20 protein-coding genes are annotated in these 21207 nt (G+C 63.7%); 2 read left to right on the top strand and 18 right to left on the bottom strand.

Annotated features, from left to right (window positions below; genetic code table 11):
- Window positions 1–62 precede the first annotated feature (62 nt).
- The 13 genes from J7655_RS09725 to J7655_RS09665 form a co-directional block, all read right to left on the bottom strand.
- Entirely contained in the window at window positions 63–1016 is a 954-nt protein-coding gene (locus J7655_RS09725) for a PA2778 family cysteine peptidase (protein ID WP_420850923.1), read from the bottom strand.
- Window positions 1001–1408, bottom strand: a complete 408-nt coding sequence (locus J7655_RS09720) for a PA2779 family protein (RefSeq protein ID WP_003461210.1) — start codon at window positions 1406–1408, stop codon at window positions 1001–1003. Before J7655_RS09720 ends, J7655_RS09725 begins: the two co-directional genes overlap by 16 nt.
- Before the next feature lie 80 nt (window positions 1409–1488).
- Window positions 1489–3213: a hybrid sensor histidine kinase/response regulator gene (locus J7655_RS09715; protein WP_230927572.1), complete on the bottom strand. Its 1725-nt coding sequence runs from the start codon at window positions 3211–3213 to the stop codon at window positions 1489–1491.
- Window positions 3197–4360, bottom strand: a complete 1164-nt coding sequence (gene ercA / locus J7655_RS09710) for an alcohol dehydrogenase-like regulatory protein ErcA (RefSeq protein ID WP_230927571.1) — start codon at window positions 4358–4360, stop codon at window positions 3197–3199. Before ercA ends, J7655_RS09715 begins: the two co-directional genes overlap by 17 nt.
- A gap of 77 nt (window positions 4361–4437) precedes the next feature.
- Window positions 4438–6294: an alpha/beta hydrolase family protein gene (locus J7655_RS09705; protein WP_230927570.1), complete on the bottom strand. Its 1857-nt coding sequence runs from the start codon at window positions 6292–6294 to the stop codon at window positions 4438–4440.
- Window positions 6282–7436, bottom strand: a complete 1155-nt coding sequence (pqqE, locus tag J7655_RS09700) for a pyrroloquinoline quinone biosynthesis protein PqqE (protein WP_230927569.1) — start codon at window positions 7434–7436, stop codon at window positions 6282–6284. Before pqqE ends, J7655_RS09705 begins: the two co-directional genes overlap by 13 nt.
- Complete coding sequence (gene pqqD, locus J7655_RS09695) at window positions 7408–7689, bottom strand: pyrroloquinoline quinone biosynthesis peptide chaperone PqqD (protein ID WP_230927568.1); 282 nt, start codon at window positions 7687–7689, stop codon at window positions 7408–7410. The genes pqqE and pqqD overlap by 29 nt, the downstream gene beginning before the upstream one ends.
- An 85-nt stretch (window positions 7690–7774) precedes the next feature.
- Window positions 7775–8527, bottom strand: a complete 753-nt coding sequence (pqqC, locus tag J7655_RS09690; protein ID WP_230927567.1) for a pyrroloquinoline-quinone synthase PqqC — start codon at window positions 8525–8527, stop codon at window positions 7775–7777.
- An 87-nt stretch (window positions 8528–8614) separates the two neighbouring features.
- Entirely contained in the window at window positions 8615–9529 is a 915-nt protein-coding gene (gene pqqB / locus J7655_RS09685; RefSeq protein WP_230927566.1) for a pyrroloquinoline quinone biosynthesis protein PqqB, read from the bottom strand.
- A gap of 47 nt (window positions 9530–9576) precedes the next feature.
- The gene (gene pqqA, locus J7655_RS09680; RefSeq protein ID WP_003243383.1) at window positions 9577–9648 is read right to left on the bottom strand and encodes a pyrroloquinoline quinone precursor peptide PqqA; all 72 of its coding nucleotides are present in this window, start codon (window positions 9646–9648) and stop codon (window positions 9577–9579) included.
- 247 nt (window positions 9649–9895) lie between these two features.
- A complete protein-coding gene (gene ltrA, locus J7655_RS09675) occupies window positions 9896–11221 on the bottom strand; it encodes a group II intron reverse transcriptase/maturase (RefSeq protein ID WP_230924730.1) in 1326 nt (441 codons plus the stop codon).
- A gap of 680 nt (window positions 11222–11901) precedes the next feature.
- Window positions 11902–13422 carry an acetaldehyde dehydrogenase ExaC gene (exaC, locus tag J7655_RS09670; protein WP_230927565.1) on the bottom strand — a complete coding sequence of 507 codons (1521 nt, stop codon included), beginning with the start codon at window positions 13420–13422 and terminating at the stop codon, window positions 11902–11904.
- Between the two features lie 329 nt (window positions 13423–13751).
- Window positions 13752–15527: a methanol/ethanol family PQQ-dependent dehydrogenase gene (locus J7655_RS09665; protein WP_230927564.1), complete on the bottom strand. Its 1776-nt coding sequence runs from the start codon at window positions 15525–15527 to the stop codon at window positions 13752–13754.
- Window positions 15528–15775: 248 nt separating this feature from the next.
- Between J7655_RS09665 and J7655_RS09660 the strand changes: the two genes are divergently transcribed.
- Together J7655_RS09660 and J7655_RS09655 are read left to right on the top strand one after the other, a co-directional pair.
- Window positions 15776–17008 (top strand): ABC transporter substrate-binding protein, encoded by a 1233-nt coding sequence (locus tag J7655_RS09660; RefSeq protein WP_230927563.1) that lies wholly within the window; start codon window positions 15776–15778, stop codon window positions 17006–17008.
- A 99-nt stretch (window positions 17009–17107) separates the two neighbouring features.
- The gene (locus tag J7655_RS09655) at window positions 17108–17494 is read left to right on the top strand and encodes a hypothetical protein (RefSeq protein ID WP_212631833.1); all 387 of its coding nucleotides are present in this window, start codon (window positions 17108–17110) and stop codon (window positions 17492–17494) included.
- A 178-nt stretch (window positions 17495–17672) separates the two neighbouring features.
- On the opposite strand, the gene J7655_RS09650 is transcribed toward J7655_RS09655, so the two are convergent.
- The 5 genes from J7655_RS09650 to pedF form a co-directional block, all read right to left on the bottom strand.
- Window positions 17673–18611: a quinoprotein relay system zinc metallohydrolase 1 gene (locus J7655_RS09650; protein WP_420850922.1), complete on the bottom strand. Its 939-nt coding sequence runs from the start codon at window positions 18609–18611 to the stop codon at window positions 17673–17675.
- Between the two features lie 20 nt (window positions 18612–18631).
- On the bottom strand, window positions 18632–18946 hold the full coding sequence (locus J7655_RS09645; RefSeq protein WP_230927562.1) for an EthD family reductase: 315 nt from the start codon (window positions 18944–18946) through the stop codon (window positions 18632–18634).
- Complete coding sequence (locus J7655_RS09640; RefSeq protein WP_230927561.1) at window positions 18943–19716, bottom strand: quinoprotein dehydrogenase-associated SoxYZ-like carrier; 774 nt, start codon at window positions 19714–19716, stop codon at window positions 18943–18945. Before J7655_RS09640 ends, J7655_RS09645 begins: the two co-directional genes overlap by 4 nt.
- A 27-nt stretch (window positions 19717–19743) precedes the next feature.
- The gene (locus tag J7655_RS09635; RefSeq protein ID WP_230927560.1) at window positions 19744–20616 is read right to left on the bottom strand and encodes a substrate-binding periplasmic protein; all 873 of its coding nucleotides are present in this window, start codon (window positions 20614–20616) and stop codon (window positions 19744–19746) included.
- A 148-nt stretch (window positions 20617–20764) separates the two neighbouring features.
- Window positions 20765–21184 (bottom strand): cytochrome c-550 PedF, encoded by a 420-nt coding sequence (gene pedF / locus J7655_RS09630; protein WP_230927559.1) that lies wholly within the window; start codon window positions 21182–21184, stop codon window positions 20765–20767.
- Between the last annotated feature and the right edge of the window lie 23 nt (window positions 21185–21207).

The raw sequence follows: 21207 nt of genomic DNA, 5'->3' as shown, positions 1-21207 counted from the left end.
ATTGAACCGGTTCAGTTCAGAGCGTTTTCACACAGCCTGCAAGGGCGCCGTTTTCATTGGCATCACGGACAGGCCGGCAAGGCCTGACACTGCCCACCGGAACCACTGGCTTTCGGCGTTAAAGCGAATCGCGAATCCTCCGGTGCCAGACGCTGTGCGCAGGCCTGGGCCTGCTGCGCCTCGGAAGCACAACCCTGCTCACCCAGCACTTGCGACAGGTTGAACCAACCCGCAGCAAAACCCGGCTCGCGCTTGAGGCTTTCACGCAATGCCTGCTCGGCGCCCTTGCGGTCGCCATCGGCGTAGCGGCTGTTGCTCAGGGCGAACCAGGGCAGCGACTGCTCCGGCCAGGCCTCGGCGGCGCGGCGATAGGCGCGCCGAGCGGCCTGTGCGTTGCCGGTTTGCTCCAGGTCGTTGGCGGCTTTCATCCAGGTGTGGACATCGGCCTGCGCCGGCAGACGCTCTGGCGGCAAGGTCACGACCGCCCAGCGCCCACCGCGCGCCCAGGTTCTGTCGAAGCTGTTGAAGCTGTCTTCGAGCCTGCGCGTGGTGGCGGAACGTAAAATCAGCGTGCGCTCGCGACGGTCGTAACCCACCACCACCGCGAAGTGCCATTGCGGATACCAGTCGAATGCCAGGTTCTGCAGCACCAGCACCGGGTTGCCAGCGGCCACCTCGGCGAGCACCGCCTCCAGGCGTGGCTGTAGCGGATACACCAGCATTTCGTGATTGCGCGCCGCGGCGACCATCTCCACCTGCAGGCTGCCTTCACGGCTGGGGATGTAGACCTTGTCCCTGAGCGCACCAGGCGTGGTCAGCACACCACGCTGGTTGAGCATGGTAGCCAAAGCCGCCGGCCCGCACTGGTAGGCATCCTGAGGAAAGAAAGGCACATCGGTGAGTTCCACCCGCTCAGGCAAACGCTCGCCCACCGGTGATAACACCGGAGAGCGAGCGCAGGCTGTCAGTAGAACGATCGAGGCGATACAGCAGAGGCGAATCAGCGATTTATGCATTTGACGAAATTGAAGATGTTGGTGGCGCACAGCATATCAGTGATGATGAAGATCACCAGAAACAACACGATGATGCCAACCACACCCGCACCGGCTGGTGCCTGATCCAGCTGCTGGTTGAACTGCGCCAGTTCGGCCGGGGTCAGGCTGGCGATACGCGATTCGACCTGGTCACGGTCAACGCCCATCGATACCAGTTTCTCCTTCACCTGCTCGTCATCGAGCATGGCCATCAACTGCTGCTGATCCACCTTGTGCTGCTGCTCGGCGATCACCTCGTGCGTGCCGACCATCGCCGCGTTCGCGGCAGGAATCTGCACCACCAGCAACAGGTGAAACAACGCGGTGATGGCTGCCAGACGGCGCATAACGGGGTTCATGGAAATTGTCATTGTGGTTATCTCCTGAGGGACGAGGTAGCCAATAGACAGCACCCCAGTCACCCAGGTTCACTCCGTCAATCGCTGCGAGCTCAAGCGTCGATCAGTAACTGGCTGAGTACCGCGCGCAACTTGCCCGGCTTGACCGGCTTGTTCAGCAGCGGCGCCCCCAGTGCCTGCAACTCATGACGGCAGTCATCACTGCGATCAGCGCTGATGATCAGCGCCGGAATCGGCCTGGAAAATTCGTCACGCAGTTGCTGAATCACCTGACAACCGAGCACCCCATGATCGAGGTGAAAATCCGCCAGGATCACCTCTGGCGCCCTGCCCTGCAGTTTCTGCAAGGCTTCAGCCAAGTCGACCGCCGTGACCACCTCGCAGCCCCACTGCCCGAGCAGTGCGTCCATGCTATGCAGGATGTCGACTTCATTATCGATCACCAGCAGGCGCCGCCCCGGCAGGGGGTTACCGAGGATCGGCTGCGCAGCGGATTGTACCTGGCGCCGCGGAGCCTCCTGCGCCAGCGGCACGCGGATACTGAAGACGGAACCACGCCCTGGCTGCGAGAACACCTGCACCGGATAGCCCAGCATGCGTGCGATACGCTCGACGATAGCCAGGCCCAGGCCAACACCCTTGCGCTCGGCGGCGCGCCCGACCTCAAGCTGGCTGAACTCGAGGAAGATCGTGTCCAGCTGATCGGCGGCGATACCACGCCCGCTATCCCATACCTGCAACTCGACGAAGGCGCCACGTCGGCGTACGCCGAGCAGTACACCACCGCGCTCGGTGTAGCGGCAGGCATTGCTGAGAAAGTTGCGCAAAATGCGTGTCAGCAGACGGAAATCGGTGTGTACCGCATAACTCGGGACTCGCGCCCGCAGGCGCAAACCACTGGCCGAGGCCACGCTGTCGAATTCAGATACCAGCGGCGCGAGCACCTCTTCCAGGCGATAGACATCGAGATCCGGCTTGATCGCCGCCTGATCCAGCTTGGAAATGTCCAGCAGATCCGCCAGCAAATCCTCAGCGCCTTCCAGGGCCAGGTGGCTGCGCTCGACCAGATTCCGTTCGGCGCCGGGCAGCTCGCGCTCACGCAGGGTGGAAATCAGCAGGCGCGCGGCATTGAGCGGTTGCAGCAGGTCGTGGCTGGCCGCCGCCAGGTACTTGTCCTTGCTGCGGTTGGCCGCCTCGGCGGCGTCGCGCGCCTCGCGCAGGGCCAACTCGATACGCTCGCGCTCCTCGATCTGCCGTTGCAGGTTGCGGTTGGATTCGAGCAGCTCATAGGTACGCGCGGCAACGCGACGCTCCAGTTCGTCATTGAGCTGCTGCAGGCGCTGCTGCGCCTGTTTGCGCTCGGTGATATCGGCGACGAAACCTTCGAAGACCCCGCCCCCTTCGGGCTTAAGCAGCAAATTCATCAGCACGTCGATAGTGCTGCCATCGCGCCGGCGCAGGCGTGTCTCATAGCCCAGCAGCACCTGTCCCTGGCTCAGCTGCTGGCGAATCACCTCCAGCTCATCGAAGCCGCCAACGAACAGGTGCCGGGCCAGATCATCCGGCGACCACAGTACCTGCTGCGGATCGTCATAGCCGAGCATGCGCGCCATCGCCGGATTGGCCGCCAGTACACCGTCCTGCAGGCTGGCCTGGATGATGCCGTGCACGGCATGCTCGAACAGCCATTTATAGCGGTTGCGCTCGGTTTCCAGCTCTTCCAGGCGCGCCAGCAACTCCGGGTAGTGGCTCTTGCGCGCCGATTGGCTGCCGAGCCCGAGCAGCCCGGCCAGCGCTTCGTCAGAGCGCCTCGCCATACACCACCTCGACGTCACGCTGGGTCGACTCACGCGGATTGGTGAGGATGCACGGATCGTCCATGGCATGGCTGGACAGGAACGGAATGTCCGAGGTGCTGACGCCGTGCAGGCCAAGCGTCTCGCGGAAACCCATGGCGTGCTTGAAGGCGATAAGATGCTCGACCAGGCGCTGGCGAATCTGCGCGTGATTGAGCCCACGGCAGTCGATACCGAGGGTTTCGGCGATGACCTTGAAACGCTCCGGCGCCGCGCTGTAGTTGAACGCCACCACGTGCTCGACCAGCACGGCGTTGCACAGGCCGTGTGGCAGGTCGAGGAAACCACCGAGGCTGTGGCTCATGGCATGCACGGCGCCGAGAATCGCGTTGGAGAAGGCCAGGCCGGCCTGCATGCTGCCGAGCATGATCTTCTCGCGCAGGGCAATGTCGCCCGGGTTAGCGATCATCTGCACCAGGTTGCCGTTTATCAGGCGCATGGCTTCCAGCGCGTGCGGGTCGGTCAGCGGGCCATGGCCGGTGGAGACGAACGCCTCGATGGCATGCACCATGGCATCGATGCCGGTGCAGGCCGACAGGAACGGATCCATGCTCAGCGTGGTTTCCGGATCGATCAGCGACACGTCCGGCACCACGGCCTTGCTGACGATGGAGAACTTCATCCGCTCCTGCTGGTTAGAGATGATCACGAACTGCGACACGTCGGCTGAGGTGCCGGCGGTAGTCGGGATCAGGATCAGTGGCGGGCTGGGCACGCGAATGGTGTCCACGCCTTCGAATTCGAGAATGCTGCGGCCATGGGCAACGACGATGCCGATGCCCTTTGCGCAGTCCATCGGGCTACCGCCGCCGACCGCGACGATGACGTTGCAACCCTCGCTGCGATACAGCTCGGCGCCCTCCATCACCTCTTCCACGCGTGGGTTGGGCGATACCCTGGTGTACAGGCAGTAGGCAATGCCCTGGGCCTGCAGGCTGGCCTCGACATCGCCGGCCCAGCCAGCGGCAACCACACCGGGATCGGAGACGATCAGCACCTTGCGCGCGCCGAAGGTCTTGGCGTAGTTGCCGACGTTATGCCGGGAGCCGGCACCAAAGATGATCTCGGGGGAAACGAACTTTCGCAGCTGATTCAAATCGTGGCTCATACAACGGCCTGAAATTTCTTGTTATGGAATGGCGATCAGCCTACTGCATTGCCCGGTTTATGCAATGCGACCTGCGATCAGCTCAGATGCTGATAGAAGGCATGCTCGGCACGCAGTGCTTCGGCCAGATTGGTAGCCTGACGGAAACCGTGGCGTTCCTCGGCGAACAGGTGGTATTGCACCGGCAAACCGCGCTGAAGCAGCGCCTCGACCATGCTTTCGGTCTGGCTCGGCACCACCACCGCATCCAGCGCGCCCTGGAAGAAAATCACCGGCGCCCTGATCCGTTCGGCCTGCAACAGCGGCGTGCGCTCCCGGTAGCGCTCGGCATCCTGCTCGGGGTCGCCGATCAGCCAGTCGAGGTAATCGGCCTCGAACTTGTGCGTCAGCCGGCGCAACGCCAGCGGGTCGCTGACACCATAGAGGCTCGCACCACCACGTAACTGCGGTAACTCGGCCAGAGCACGCAGCGCGCTGAAGCCGCCAGCGCTACCACCGCGCACAAACACACGTTGCGCATCGATACGGCCATCACCGGCCAGTGCGTCGATGGCGGCGCGGATGTCCTCGACTTCCAGCTCGCCCCACTCGCCAGCCAGACGCAAGCGGTAGTCGCGACCGTAGCCACTGCTGCCACGGTAGTTGAGATCGAGCACGGCGAAGCGGCGCAGCGTCCAGAAGGCGATACGCGAATCGAACACCGGGTAGCAGGCCGAGGTTGGCCCGCCGTGGAGGAAGATCACCAGCGGCGGGCACTCGGCCCTATCAATCGGCGCATAGAAAAAACCATGGCAATGTTCGCCCTCACCCACCGTGCAGCTGAATGGCTGAGGCCGTGACAGCTGCTCTTCAGCTAACGGCTGCTCACCACCGGCCAGTATCCGCACGCTGTCATCGCTGCGGCGAATGGCAAGCACCGCCGGCAGGCGATCCGATGCGGCAGCGATGCAGTAGAAATATTCGCTGTCGGCAGCCAGGGAGCGGAAGCGGGTGAAGTCTTCAGCCAGACGCCGTTCGTAGGATGCACTGTGCGCACCAACGGTATCGGCATTCAAAGAATTGGTACGCACGGCGCACCCTACTCCCTGCTCGAAACGCGTCAGTAGCAGCTCGTCATTCTCCAGCGGCAGATAGGTGCGGCTACCCAATTGCCAGGGCGCGGATGCATGATCGTAGGGATCACCCTGCGGGTTCGCTTCGCTATCGACACACCAGGGCTGCCACCAGCCGGCCTGGTCGCTCAACACCCATAACCGTCCCTGCGCATCGAAACGCGGCTGCTGCAGAGATCGATCACCCGCCTCACCGGCCAGCACGCGGGTACGTTCGCCCGACTCACGCTGGCACAGGCGCGTGGCGACCCAGGGCTGATGCGGGCGATCCCACTCGATCCAGCCCAGACGCTGGCCACTAGGGTCGGCCACCGGCGCAGCGTAGAAATCGGCACCCTCGACCAATACTTCGCGCTTGCCACCCAGACCGATGCGTACCAGGCGATGCACCACTACGCTGCCTTCATGGCTTTCCTCAACCGCCAGCAACGCTTGCCAGGCGGGCACGAAGGACAGGTCGCCGTAGCGGCAGTGGGACTGGCTGGTGATCAGATAGGGTGCGCCGTGCGCACCGCCGTCCAAGCCGATATCGATGCGATAGACCTGCTGATCACGCTCGTTGACGAACGCCACGCCCTGCTGCGTGGCGCAGCAGGCGCCGCCACCGTACTCATAAACACGGCTGCGCACGGAAAACCCTGGCGGAGTCAGTTGGCACACGATGCCGTCGCGACAGAAGAACAACCCGCAACGCGCCTGCAACGGATCGAACGCCACCCACAGCACGCCACCATGAGCCGCATGCAGCTCGGCGAAGTCGGCGCTGGCGGCCGCGGCCTGTTCAGCGCTCCAGATCGAATCGGGATCGGTCACACCTTGCATATGATCCGCGAGGCCTTCTCGTTGCGGTACTGCAGGGCATCCAGCCCCAGCGGCGCCTCATCGGCCTGCTGGCGCGCGGCGAGAATCACACCATGGTACGCGGACTTGCTGCACACCGGGTCGGCGTTGCTGGCATCACCAGTGAGCATGAAGGCTTGGCAGCGACAGCCACCGAAGTCCTTGTGCTTCTCGTCGCACGAACGGCACGGCTCGGGCATCCAGTCGTCACCGCGAAAGCGGTTGAAGCCGAACGACTCGCGCCAGATGTGTGCGAGGCTTTGCTCGCGCACGTTGGGGAACTGCACCGGCAGCTGTCGCGCGCTGTGGCAAGGCAGCGCCGTGCCGTCCGGGGTGATGTCGAGGAACAGATTGCCCCAGCCGTTCATGCAGGCTTTGGGGCGCTCCTCGTAGTAATCCGGGGTGACGAAGATCAGCTTGCACGGGTGATTCTCGGCCGCCAACTTGTCGCGCCACTGATTGGTGATGCGCTCGGCACGCTCCAATTGCTCGCGGGTCGGCAACAGGCCAGCGCGGTTGAGCTCGGCCCAGCCATAGAACTGGCAGGTGGCGAGTTCGACGAAATCTGCCTCCAGCTCCAGGCAAAGTTCGATGATGCGCTCGATGTTGTCGATGTTATGCCGATGGGTGACGAAGTTGAGCACCATCGGGTAGCCATGGGCCTTGACCGCGCGGGCCATCGCCAGTTTCTGTGCAAAGGCCTTCTTCGAGCCGGCCAGCAGGTTGTTCACTTCCTCGTCGGCGGCCTGAAAGCTGATCTGGATATGATCCAGCCCGGCATCGGCAAACTCGGCGATACGTGCTTCGGTCAGGCCGATGCCGGAGGTGATCAGATTGGTGTAGTAACCCAAGCCGCGCGCCGCTGCGATCAGCTCGGCGAGATCCTGGCGCACCAGTGGTTCGCCACCGGAGAAGCCCAACTGCGCCGCCCCCAGTTCACGCGCCTGGCGAAACACCTCGATCCACTCGGCAGTCGACAGTTCGGCGCCCTGCTGGGCGAAATCCAGCGGGTTGGAGCAGTACGGGCATTGTAGCGGGCAGCGATAAGTCAGCTCGGCCAACAACCAAAGGGGTGGGCCAACCTGTACGCCCGGCTTAGCGAAGTTCGATCCAGAACTGAGCATGGGCCACCTCCATGAAGGCAAGAATGTCTTCGTCGATACCCGGCACATCAGGGAAGCGCTGCTGCAGGCTGCCGATGATCTCGGCCACCGAGCGCTTGCCGTCGACCTGCTGGAGAATCTCGCTGGCGCTGTCGTTGAGCTTGATCATGCCTTCCGGGTAGAGCAGCACGTGGCAGCCCTGGGCAGGCTCGAACTGCAAGCGAAAGCCACGGCGGATGGCGGGCACGCTGGGTGGCAGGATGGCAGTAGTCATTGTTCAGACTCCTCACTGGTGCGCGCGGCGCACCCTACAAAGGACTCGGCCGTAGGGTGCGCCGTGCGCACCGCTTGCTTGAGGCTCATAGCGCTATGCCCCGATGCCAGACGCGCTGGTCAGTCACCGTGTGATACGGCGGGCGTTGCAGCTCGTAGGCCATGCTCATGGCATCGAGCATGCTCCACAGCACATCGAGCTTGAATTGCAGGATCTGCAGCATGCGCTCCTGCGCTTCACGGGTGCAGTAATGCTCGAGGGTGATGCGCAGGCCATGCTCGACATCACGGCGCGCTTCTTTCAAACGCTTGCGAAAATAGTCGTAGCCACTGACGTCGATCCACGGGTAGTGCTGCGGCCAGGCATCCAGGCGTGACTGATGGATCTGCGGGGCGAACAGCTCGGTCAGCGAGCTGCTGGCGGCTTCCTGCCAGCTGGCGCGACGGGCGAAGTTGACGTAAGCATCGACGGCGAAACGCACGCCGGGCAGCACCAGCTCCTGCGACAGCACCTGATCACGGTCGAGACCGACGGACTCGGCCAGGCGCAGCCAGGCCTCGATACCACCCTCTTCTCCGGGCGCACCGTCATGGTCGAGGATGCGCTGAATCCACTCGCGCCGGGTTTCGCGATCCGGGCAGTTGGCGAGGATCGCCGCATCCTTCAGCGGGATATTGACCTGGTAGTAGAAGCGGTTGGCCACCCAGCCCTGGATCTGCTCACGGGTGGCGCGCCCTTCGTACATGGCGCGATGGAACGGGTGATGGATGTGATACAGCGCGCCCTTGGCGCGCAGCGCCTGCTCGAACTCGGCAGGGGTCATGGCAGGTTGGCTCATCAGTATCTCCGATACGCGTTGCCGTAGGGTGCGCCGTGCGCACCAGCATTCTTCAAGGTACGCATGGCCTGAGCGGCCCCGCACACCCTACAAAACGATGCTCATGCCATCGAACGCGACCTCGATGCCGTGGGCGTCCAGTTCGGTGCGCTCGGGCGAGTCCAGGTCGAGAATCGGGTTGGTGTTGTTGATATGGATAAGGATCTTGCGCGCGGACGGCAGGCCGTTTAGCACCTCGATCATGCCGCCAGGGCCGCTCTGGCACAGGTGGCCCATCTCACTGCCGAGCTTGTCGCCCACCTCACACACGCGCATCTCATCGTCACGCCACAGCGTGCCATCGACCAGCAGGCAGTCCGCGCGGCGCATCCAGCCCAGCAGGTGCTCGTCTACCTGGCCCAGCCCCGGCGCGTAGAACAGGCTGCGGCCGCTGCGACGGTCCTCGATGAACAGGCCGATGTTGTCCCCCGGGTGCGGATTGCCGCGATGCGGCGAATACGGCGGCGCGCTGCTGCGCAGGGCAATGGCGGTGATGCTCAGCGCCGGACAGGCGGGAATGCTGAAGGGTTTTGCATCCAGTTCGATCAACTGGTGCTGCAGGCCACCGTTCCAGTGGCTGAGCATGTTGAACAGCGGAAAACCGGTGGTCAGGTCCTGATGCACCATCTCGGTACACCAGACCTGATGCGGGCAGCCTTCGCGCAAGGTCAGCAGACCGGCGCAATGGTCGATCTGGCTATCGAGCAGGACGATGCCGGCGATGGCAGTGTCACGCAGCTTGCGCGCTGGTTGCAGCGCCGGAAAGGCCTCGATCTGCGCACGGATGTCCGGCGAGGCATTGCACAGGATCCACTGCTCACCGTCATCGGAAATGGCGATGGACGATTGCGTGCGCGGCTGCGCCCGCAGGGTACCGGCACGCACGCCGTGGCAGTTGCGGCAGTTGCAGTTCCACTGGGGAAAGCCGCCGCCAGCGGCGGAACCGAGAATCTGGATATGCATGGAAGTCACCAGCGGGGATGCCCCGGACGAGCCGGGGCCAGGAGCGATCAACGGTTGGCGAAATACATGGTCACTTCGAAGCCAATGCGCAGATCGGTGTAGGCGGGTTTAGTCCACATGGTGCGGTCCTCTTGTTATGAAGCCGGGGCATTCCGGCAACCCCATTAAGCCCCCGCCAGGCAAGAGGCCAAATGGTACTTTGGGATGAATCGGCACTGGCATTGGTAGGTGACGCTATCAGTAGGCATGCCTCGCGCCTGGAAGGTTCCAGTCATAGCCCGAGCTGAAACATGCGATCGAGTAGGAGGCGGGGTCGCCCCCGCCGTCCTCTCACACCACCGTACGTACGGTTCCGTATACGGCGGTTCAGGCCATACGGCTAAGCCGAGTGATCGTATCCAGTATTGACACCAGTCCAAGCGCATCCCAGCGTTTCTTCGGCAGCGCCTGCCGCAGGTGCAAGGCGCCGGCGTTCCACCAGGGGCCGCGCCCGTTGGTGGCCGACTTCCAGGCCCGCTCCTCCGGTAAGCCCAGCCGCATCAGATTGCGTGCCCGGGTAACCGGTCGTTTCCAGTGCCGCCACAGCACATTGCGCAGCAACCGCCGCACCCAGCCATCCAGCTCTTCCACAGGCCGCTTGCTCTGGCTCAGCTTGAAGTAGCTGCTCCAGCCACGCAGAACCGGGTTGAGCCGCTCGATCAGCCAGGTCAGCTGACTACCCCGCCTAGCACGTAGCAGGCTTTTCACCCGTTCGCGCAGGCGCTGCAGACTGCTGCCGGCAATCCGCAGTTTCGGCTGCCGGTGCACGGTCATGCCGTAGCCCAGGTAACTGCTGCGCCACGGGCGGATGACCTGGCTCTTGGCCCGGTTCAACCGCAACCGCAGCCGCTGCTCCAGGAAACGCTCCAGACTGGCCAGCACCCGCTCGCCCGCCTGCCGACTGCGGACGTAGACGTTCGCGTCGTCGGCATAGCGCACGAAGCGATGGCCGCGCCGGCTCAGCTCCTGGTCCAGCTCGTTCAGCAGGATGTTCGAGAGCAGGGGCGAGAGCGGCCCGCCTTGCGGCGTGCCTTCTCGTCGCAGGCTCACGAGCCCATCCGCCATGACACCGGCTTCCAGGTAGCGCCGAACCAGCCGCCGCACACGCGGGTCTTCGACCTGACGCGCCAGCAGATCCATCAGCAGATCGTGGTCGACCCGGTCGAAGAATTTCTCCAGGTCCAGTTCCACGCTCCAGCGATAGCCCGACGCCACATGGGCGCGGGCCATTTCGATGGCCTGGTGCGCGCTGCGCCCCGGACGAAAGCCGTAGCTGAAGTCCGAGAACAGCGGTTCGAAAAGCGGCGTCAGTTGCTGCAGCAGTGCCTGCTGGATCAGGCGATCCAGCACGCTGGGTATCCCCAGCGTTCTGACCCCGCCCTCGGGCTTGGGAATGTTCACCGCACGGACGCCGTGCGGCTGGTATTCACCCGTCTGCAGCCGCTCCCGCAGGGACGGCCAATACTGCTTCAGGTAGCCCGCGAGTTCGTCCACCGACAGGCCATCGGCCCCAGGTGCGCCCCGGTTGTTCACCACCCGTCGATACGCACGCCTCAGGTTCGCCGGCGACAGCACCCGCTCCATCAGCGCGTTCGGCTCCGCTTTCGTCCACGTTACAGACGCCATCGGTGTCTGCGCACTGTCAGCCGGCATGCGCGGATTCCGTCCACCATGCCGGGGAACAGCCTTCCCCTGGGGGGAAGCTTCTGCGGTTCGACATCCCATGAGACTCCAACGCCTACCGGCGGTATGACCTGTTCGGCCCTTGGTGACGTGGTTGCTCGTCACTTACTACGGCCTCGGCTGACTTCTGCACGCCCATCCCGTCGCCTCTCGACGCCCGGTAGCCCAGCGGCAAACATGCAGATCTCCCAGGGTAATTCGCGCGACCTTCCGGCTTATGCCTGGCGGATCTACGTCGTAGCGTGCCGTGCAAGTACCGGGCTTTGACGAATTGGGCCGTCTCACCCCGCTACGCCGCCTCCATCCGCTTCCTGTTCGTCAGGCCAGCCATTTGCTTCCGGCTTCCTTCAGATTCGCAGTCACCCGCGACACCCTTGCCTTCCGCTAGCACTTCCCCTTGCCGGGCGTGCAGAGGACTTTCACCTCCAAGTCGTCCGGTTCACCACCACAGTGAACCGAACAGCGCCAGTCACGGCGCTACGCGCCATGCCTGGCGCACCCAATAAAAAACGCGGCCGAAGCCGCGTCGCGATAAGGATCTGCTGCCGTTCAGGCCCATGGCTGCCTGCAGATCCACCCGGGTAGGGTTGTTCGCCTGGCAAGAGGTGGCGCGCCGGAGCGAGCGTGCCACCGTTGGGATGCATCACAACTCAGAAGAAGCCGAGCGGATTAATGTCATAGCTCACCAGCAGGTTCTTGGTCTGCTGGTAGTGGTCGAGCATCATCTTGTGGGTTTCACGGCCGACGCCGGACTTCTTGTAGCCACCGAACGCAGCGTGTGCCGGGTACAGGTGGTAGCAGTTGGTCCACACACGACCGGCCTTGATCCCGCGGCCCATGCGGTAGGCGGTGTTGATGTCGCGGCTCCACACACCGGCGCCCAGGCCGAACTCGGTGTCGTTGGCAATCGCCAGGGCTTCGGCTTCGTCCTTGAAGGTGGTCACGCCGATCACCGGGCCGAAGATCTCTTCCTGGAACACGCGCATCTTGTTGTGACCCTTGAGCAGGGTCGGCTGGATGTAATAGCCGCTGGCCAGGTCGCCTTCGAGCCGCTCGACAGCGCCGCCGGTCAGTACCTGCGCGCCTTCCTGCTGCGCGATCTCCAGGTAGCTGAGTATCTTGTCGAACTGCTGCTGCGAGGCTTGGGCGCCGACCATGGTCTCGGTGTCCAGCGGGTTACCGCGCTTGATCTGCTTGACCTTCTTCATCACCTCGACCATGAAGGCGTCGTAGATCGACTCCTGCACCAGTGCGCGCGCCGGGCAGGTGCACACCTCGCCCTGGTTGAAGAAGCCCAGCACCAGACCTTCGGCGGCCTTCTCGATGAAGGCCGGCTCGGCGTTCATGATATCGGCGAAGAAGATGTTCGGCGATTTGCCGCCCAGCTCGACAGTGCTCGGGATGATGTTCTCGGCAGCGCACTTCATGATGTGCGAGCCCACAGGGGTGGATCCGGTGAAGGCGATCTTGGCGATGCGCGTGCTGGTTGCCAGCGCCTCACCGGCCTCACGGCCGAAGCCCTGAACGATGTTGAGCACGCCCGGCGGCAGCAGATCACCGATCAGCTCAATCAGCACGGTGATGGAGAACGGCGTCTGCTCGGCCGGCTTGAGCACGATGGCGTTGCCTGCAGCCAGCGCCGGAGCCAGCTTCCACGCGGCCATCAGCAGCGGGAAGTTCCACGGAATGATCTGCCCGACTACGCCCAGCGGCTCGTGGAAGTGATAGGCCACGGTGCCGTCGTTGATCTCGGCGGTGCTGCCTTCCTGAGCGCGGATGCAGCCGGCGAAGTAACGGAAATGGTCGGCGGCCAGCGGTACGTCGGCGTTCAGCGTCTCACGCACCGGCTTGCCGTTGTCCCAGGTTTCGGCCACGGCGAGCAGTTCGAGGTTGGCTTCGATGCGGTCGGCGATTTTCAGCAGGATGTGCGAACGCTCCTGCACGCTGGTGCGGCCCCAGGCGTCGGCAGCGGCGTGAGCAGCATCGAGAGCCTTGTCGATGTCGGCAGCGTTGGAGCGGGGGAATTCGCCGATTACCGAGCCATCGACCGGGCTGGTGTTGCTGAAGTACTGGCCGCTGAGCGGGGCGACGAACTCACCGCCGATGTAGTTGCCATAGCGCGGCTTGAGGGTGACGAGGGCGCCTGCAGTACCCGGTTTGGCGTAAATCATGATGCTGACCTCTCTTGTTGTCGGAGCCCGCTGCCAGTCTGGGAAGCGAGTCATGGATCGATCTTAGGAAGCCCCTGAAAACCTCGGTATGCGCCCATGGCACAGATAGCCTAGTCATTTGGTAGTAGAGCGGTCTGGCACGGGCCTTTGGTAGCGAGGTACGAGGCGATGGAAGCTAAAGGCTAGACCCGTTGGCCTGGTCTTGCGTTCCAAACCAGGAAAATTAGCCCGTGGCATTTCGCAGCGGCTCGGCGCTGGCAGCCAGAAGCCAGAAGCCAGAAACGACGATGGCCGGACAGAGTCCGGCCATCGTCTGAGACCTCATGCGATCAGTGCTTGGCCACCAGCTCCTTCGGCAGCTTGAAGGTCCAGAGCATGCCACCCTGGTTCAGGTGCTTGACGCGCTTGGCCACCTCGCCGCCCCACAGCGGTACCGCACCGCCCCAGCCGGACAACACGGAGACATACTGCTCGCCGTCCATTTCCCAGGTTACCGGCGAGCCGATCACGCCCGAGCCGGTCTGGAATTCCCAGACTTTCTCACCGGTCTTGGCATTGAACGCCTGCAGGTAGCCTTCCGGGTTGCCGGTGAACACCAGGTTGCCCTTGGTGGTCAGCACCCCGCCCCACAGCGGCGCGTAGTTCTTATGGCGCCAGACTTCCTTGCCAGTTTTCGGGTCGATGGCGCGCAACACGCCGATGTAGTCCTCGTTGAGCGGCTTGATGGTAAAGCCGGCACCCAGGTAGGCCGCGCCCTTCTTGTAGGCGATGTCCTCGTTCCAGATGTCCATGCCCCACTCGTTGGACGGCACGTAGAACAGGCCGGTGTCCTGGCTGTAGGCCATGGGCATCCAGTTCTTGGCGCCGAGGAAGGCCGGTGCGGAGAACACGCTCGTGCCCTTCTCCTTCGCGCTCGGCGAACCGGGCCGGTTGCTGTCGTCGTAGATCGGCCGGCCATTCTTGTCCAGACCCTTGGCCCAGGTGATCTTGTCGACGAAGGGGAAGCCACGGATGAACTTGCCGTTGGTGCGGTCGAGCACGTAGAAGAAGCCGTTACGGTCGGCGGTCGCAGCTGCCTTGATGGTCTTGCCGCCTTCCTGATAGTCGAAGGAGATCAGCTCGTTGACGCCGTCGAAGTCCCAGCCGTCGTGCGGCGTGGTCTGGAAGTGCCATTTGATGCTGCCGTCGTCCGGGTTCAGTGCCAGGCGCGAGGAGGAATAGAGGTTGTCGCCAGGACGCAGGTGCGAGTTCCACGGTGCCGGGTTGCCGGTACCGAAGAACAGCAGGTTGGTGTCGGCATCGTAGTAGCCGCCGAGCCAGGGCGCGGCGCCGCCGGTCTTCCACAGGTCGCCCGGCCAGGTCTTGCCGGCCTCGCCACCACTGATGCCATTCTCGACGGCCTTGCCGTCCTTGAAGACGTAGCCCATGTGACCTTCGACGGTCGGGCGACTCCAGAGCAGCTCACCGTTCTTCGGATCGTAGGCTTCGATCTTGCCGACCACGCCAAACTCACCACCGGAGACGCCAGTGATCAGCTTGCCGTTGACCACCAGCGGCGCCGCGGTGATGGAGTAACCCGCCTTGTGATCGGCGACGTTCTTGCGCCATACCACCTTGCCGGTGTCCTTGTTCAGCGCCACCAGCTTGGCGTCGAGGGTGCCGAAGATCACCAGATCGTCATACAGGGCGACGCCACGGTTGATCACGTCGCAGCACGGGCGGATATCGTCCGGCAGGCGCGCTTCGTACTGCCACAGCTCGCGGCCGGTACGTGCATCGACGGCGAACACCCGCGAATAGGAGGCGGTGACATACATCACACCGTCCTTGATCAGCGGCTGCGCCTGCTGGCCGCGCTGCTTCTCGCCACCGAAGGACATGGTCCAGACCGGGCGCAGTTCCTTGACGTTCTGCTCGTTGAGTATGCTCAGCGGGCTGTAGCGCTGGCCCTGCAGGCCGAGACCGTTGGTGACGATCTGGTCGGTGGTGGTGGCGTCCTTGAGAATCTCGGCGTCGGTAACCGCCAGCGCGGCGGCGGACGGCAACAGCATGGCGGCACAGAGTGCGGTGAGGAGGAAAGGCTGGCGAAGACCGGCGTGTTTCATTGCGGCTACCTCTGCGGGTTCATTGTTATTGCCGGGAATTTTTCCCGGTCTGCCGCAAATTCTTGGCTCGCACAGGCCACCCAACAATTGCACCCCCAGCCGATTTTCCTCGTTCCTTGGTAGCAATACCTGCCGTACCCGCCCCTGGACAGATCGCCGCAAGTAGCAACCAGGCGCCACCAAAAGCCCATGGTGCAGGAATGACGCGGCCCGTAGAAAGGCACCTCCCAACCATAAGGAGAATGCCCATGGGACGCGTACTGCTCGCACTGCTACTGGCCGCGTTGCTTGGCCAGGCGCAGGCCGAAAGCCTGAAGATTGGCCTCAACTATCCGCGAACCGGCAACTACAAGGATGAAGGCCTGGAACTGCGCCGCGGCGCCCTGCTCGCCGTCGAGGCGATCAACCGGCAAGGGGGCCTGCTCGGCCAGCCGTTGGAGCTGCTCAGCGAGAACACCGACTCCGATGCGGCCCAGGCCACACGCAACGTCGACCACTTCGCCAGCCAGGGTGCACGTATGGTCTTCGGCAGCGCCACCAGCGAAGAGGCCATCGCCGCCGGGCAACGGGCCCGCGAGTTGGGTCTGCTGTATTTCGCCACCCTTGGTTACGCCAACGAAGTCACCGGCCAGGCCGGCCAGCGCTACCTGTTTCGCGAATCCGGCAGCGCCTGGATGAGTGCGCGGGTGCTCGGCGAGTACCTGTCCTGGCATCTGCCGCGCCAGCGTTATCACTACATCGTCATCGACGATGCCTGGGGCCGCAGCATCGAGCAGACCCTGCGCCTGGCCACCGGCAGCGCCGACCGTGCCCGTCATGGCCGCAGCGCCCTGCCCCCCGGCCCGTTGCGCCGCGAGCAATATCGCGCCGCCATGGACAAGGCTGCGGCGAGCGGTGCCGACGTGCTGGTCCTGGCGCTACTCGGCGACAACCTGCAACGCAGCATGCGCATGGTTCACAACATGGGCCTGAAGCAGCGCATGCAGATCATCGTGCCGAACCTGACCAAGAGCCTGGTCCAGCAGGTTGGCCCGCAGGTGATGGAAGACGTGATCGGCACCGAAACCTGGACCTGGGACACCCCGAAACTGGAAAACAGCGAGGCCGGCCAACGCTTCGTCGAACGCTATCTGCACGAGCATCAGGAGTATCCAGGCGGTACCGCGGCCTCCGCCTACACCGTCGTCCAGCAATGGGCCGATGCAGTCAGGCGCAGCGCCAGCACCGACGCCGAAACCCTGATCGCCGCACTCGAAGGCCACCGCTACCAGTTGCTCAAGGACGAGCAGCAATGGCGCGACTTCGACCATCAGAATCTGCAGAGCATCTACGCCGTGCGCGTGCGCAAGCGTGACCAGATCATGCGTGACACCCTCAAGCAACATTACTTCGAGATCATCCACCGCATGAGCGGCGAACAGGCCGCGCCCAGCCATGACGAATGGATCCAGGAGCGCGGCGAAGTGCTCAGTCTGCAGTGACTTCCGTCACCAAGCCGCCTGAACAGATTCCACGATGATTGCGGCGGCCCCGGCTTTGCCCGACACTTGGCCGCCCGCACAATCTGATCGGAGACGCCCGTGCCCCACCCTCGCCAGGAAATTCTCAACCATCCCGATGCACTGGACTGCACGGTCTATCGCCCGGACGAGCAGGACCCGGATGCCGAAGAGCAGGATCTGGGCGACGGCAAGGTACTGATCACCGGTGCCTTCGAGCCGCCGCAGGATTGGGATGCGCACCAGCGCGAGGATTACTACGGCGAAGAAGACCCCACCCACTTCGTCACAGCCCATATCGAATGCCTGGCCAAGCCGGCGACTCGGGATTTCTTCATGCCCGAGAGCGGTGACTATGTGGCCGTGCAGTCCAGCCTGGGCGAAGTGGTGATGTATTACGTCTACGACCACGAAGAGACCGAGCACGGCCGCCATTACGTGCTGATTCGTGACGACGAGGAGCTCTGATCGCTGAGCGAGGGAGGCGTTTCAGTGGCGACGCCCTATACGCAAGTCGCGGCTAAAGCCCCTCCCACAAGAGCCGCCTGTAGCGCGGATGAAATGGCGGATAGCGAGCATATTCCTCGCGAATTTCATCCGGGCTACGAAGCCGTGGCGACGTGCGCACCGATGATTGTGCAAGTCTCTAATCCTGACGATCCACCCGCGCCATGGCATTGCGCTCATAGCGCGGGTAAAGATGGCTGACGCTGCGGGTCAGCTCATAGCGTGACAGGCTGACCTCGGCGAAGCGCTCAGGGATCGGCGCGCGGATCAGCTCGTTCATCTCCGCGCCCTGCTCCGCGCCCTTGCGCAGCAGGTCATCGAGCCAGCCGAGGTAGTCGCGCATCTGCGCGAACGGCGCTGCATCACGGCTCACCGGGCCATGGCCGGGCACGATCTGCTGCCATGGCAGCGCTTCGAGGCGATCCAGATCGGCCAGCCACACATCCAGCCCCGGGCTGTTCGGCGTGGTCAGCGCGCGCTGGTAGAACAGGATATCGCCGGCGAACAACACGCCCGTGCGCTCGTCGAGAATCGCCAGGTCGGCGCCGGCGTGACCGCGCAGCGCCAGCAACTGCAGGCGCCGGCCGCCAATCTCCAGCGGGCCTTCCTGTAGCGCCTCGGTGGGCAACACCACTTCGGTACCGCGCATCCAGTCGCCGACCAGGCGGTACATGTTCTCCGCCATGGCGTCGCCCTGCTCGGCCAGCAGCCTGGTGGTTTCGGGTAACGCCGCAATGGGCACGCCGGTGAAAGCCTGGTTGCCCAGCACATGATCGGGGTGATGGTGCGTCAGCAACACGCGCACCACCGGCTTGCCGGTGGTCTGCTCGATGCTCTGGCGCAGCGCCTCGCCGTAGCGACGCGACGGACCGGTGTCGATCACCACCACGCCGTCGCTGGTCTCGATGAAGCCGACGTTGACGATATTGCCGCCGTTGTCCACGGCAAAATTGTCGGTGCTGCCCTCCAGCAGCCAGATGCCGGGCGCGATCTGCTTCGGGGCCAGACGGTAATCGAGCGCAGCCTGAGCCGCGAGGCTGCAGCCAAGGACGAGACAAAGCAGCAGGAAACGCAGCATGGAACCTCCGGATGGCGGGGTCAGGACAGGCAGACCTCGCTGATCTGCAGCACGGGCGTGGCGTTGGTGAAGTTGGGCAGATCGCCCATGATCCGCTCGGCATGCGGGGCGAAGGCCTGCTGGAAGGGCTCCAGGCTGTCGAACAGCAGATGCCCGACCGCCACGAACGGCGCCGGCTCACCGGGCGCGCCACCCGCCAGGCCGTGGTCTACGGCAATGCCCTTGCAGGCCGCGCCGAGGCACTCGCGCACCAGCGCCATGTGGGTGTCGCAGTAGTAGTCGAGGTCGAAGCGCACCCCGGCTGCGTTCGGATACAGCACACTGACTTTGATCATGAGGATCTCCTGTTCTCGGCCGGCAGATCGGCCTGAAATTCATTGCCGTTGTTGTCGCGCAGCCACAGCTCCGCGGATTGATCATCACGCAGGTCGAAGGTCAGCGTCGGGTTCTCGCCGACCGCCGGGAACAGTTCCAGGCGGCCCAGCACCTGGCCGTCGACATCGCGCAACTCGGCTTGCTCGATATAGAACTCGGGGATACCACCGACCAGGCCGTTGTCCATCGGGTGCGAGACCTGCAGGCGCAGGCGGCTGCCGTCGCCGCGTTCGAAGCGCTTGCCGAGCACCTGGCCCAGGCGCTCCTCCCAGCCGGCCTCGGCGCGTACCACGCTGGGCGCGGTGCAGCCACCACCGGCAGCCTCGATGCGCGCCGAGCCGATATGCCAGACGCCGTCGTCGGTCAGCACCGCCGCGCGGATAGGCGTGGCCTGCTCGACGCGGATGCGAATCGCCAGGCTCGGCTCCAGCTGCTCGCCCGGGGTGAAATCGAAGATCTGCGGAATCGGATTGAGCTCGGCCCAGGCCAGAATGCGCCTGACCTTGCCGCGATAGGCACTGGCGTCGATCTGGATCGGCACCTGGCGCGCATCCTCGGCGAACGGCGGTACCTCGAGGCGAATCCTGTCGTCGAAGACGAAGGCCTCACCGTTGAGCAGACGCTGGTGGTAGTAATCCCACATCACCGAGGTGACCGGATCGGGCGCGGCGGCCCTTGCTTCCCAGGCCCAGGCAATCAGGGCCAGCAACATCAGGCTACGCCAATCCATACCCCACCTCCGCTGCGGCTGAAACCGCTATTGGTATTGTTCAGGCTTCTCGTAGCGCAACCCGTAGCGCGCGTACAGGCGTTCGAGCGAGCCGTCGAGAATCAGGTTTTCCAGCTGTTCTTCCAGGGCATAGGCCAGTTGCCGATTGGTTTCGTGCACCGCCATGCCGATTTCCCAGATCTGCCGGCCCATGTCCGGGTAGGCGTTCTCGGCCAGTGCCAGTTGCGGGTCATCGGCCTCGTGCAGCAGCCAGTCCACCTCGCCACGCAGCGCCATCACCGCATCCACCTCACCACCCTGCATGGCCGCAAAAGCTAGCTTCGGCGTTGCGTAATGGCGGGTTTCCTGGCTGAGCAGGCCGCCCTGCACCGAACTCAGGTAGAACGACGGCACACTCTCCACCTCGACACCCACCGGATGCTGGCGCAAGGCATGAATGCTCGGCACCTCGGGCAGACGCCGGCGATCAAAAGCCAGTTGCCAGCGCTCGCGCTGATAGGGGCCGAACATCACCACAAGCTCGTTGACCAGCTCACCCAGCTCGTTGCGCATCTGCGCGTAGTCGCGGTCGTAAGGCACACGCAGCATCACATCAGCCAGTTGGCCTTGCGCGGTTACCCGGCCACGCCAGATGTAGTCGCGCAGATCATCGTCGAGCTTTTCACCCGGCGGCGCCCACATCACATCCAGTTTCAGCCCAAGCCCTTCGGCCAACGCCTTGGCCAGCTCGTAGTCGACACCAAGCGGCTGACCGTCCTGCTCGTAGCTGTAGGGCGGGAAGTTCTGGTATAGCGCCACGCGCAGGGTGCCCGATTCGGTGATGCGATCGAAGTCGCGCACCTGCGCCTGGGCAATGCCCAGACTTAGCAGCAGGCCACACAGGAGAATCAGCCGGCGCATGACGCGAGCGCTTATGAAGAAATTGTCGCGAGCGATGGCAGGTCGCGCTGGGCCTGCGCGCAGCAAGCGGAATGTACTGAAATACATGAGCATTGCGAGCACCGCCGAAACGCGAGATGCCGAGCGCAGCAGATTTATCATCAGGCGCTTACTCCTCGACGTGCACGCTCTCCAGGTAGCTACGCACCGCCCACAACGCTTCCTGACTGAGGAAGTCGGCCATCTTCGGCATATACACGCGGCCATCGCGCACCGCACCGTTGATCACCCGTTCCTTGTACCACTCATCACCCATGGCACCCAGCTCGAGCAGGCGCAGGTCCGGGGCGATACCACCGGACTTGGCTTCCAGGCCGTGGCAAGCCGCGCAATTCTGGTTGTAGGCCGACGCACCGATCTCGATGGCGCGCGGGTTGTCGCGATAGGGATTCTCGTCCAGCCATTCCTCACCCAGCGGTTCCAGGCCCTCGGTGTTCACCGCCTGCGGTACCACATCACCGTGCGCCCAGAGATTGGTCGATGCGGCGAGCAACAGCAGCGCCAGGGTGGATTGGATCTTCTTGTTCATGGCTAGGACCTCATCTAATGCAC

It is taken from the genome of Pseudomonas wenzhouensis (genome assembly GCF_021029445.1).
Lineage (GTDB): Bacteria > Pseudomonadota > Gammaproteobacteria > Pseudomonadales > Pseudomonadaceae > Aquipseudomonas > Aquipseudomonas wenzhouensis.
Note: the sequence above shows the minus strand (reverse complement) of the source record. Positions and strands in the feature narration are given on the sequence as shown.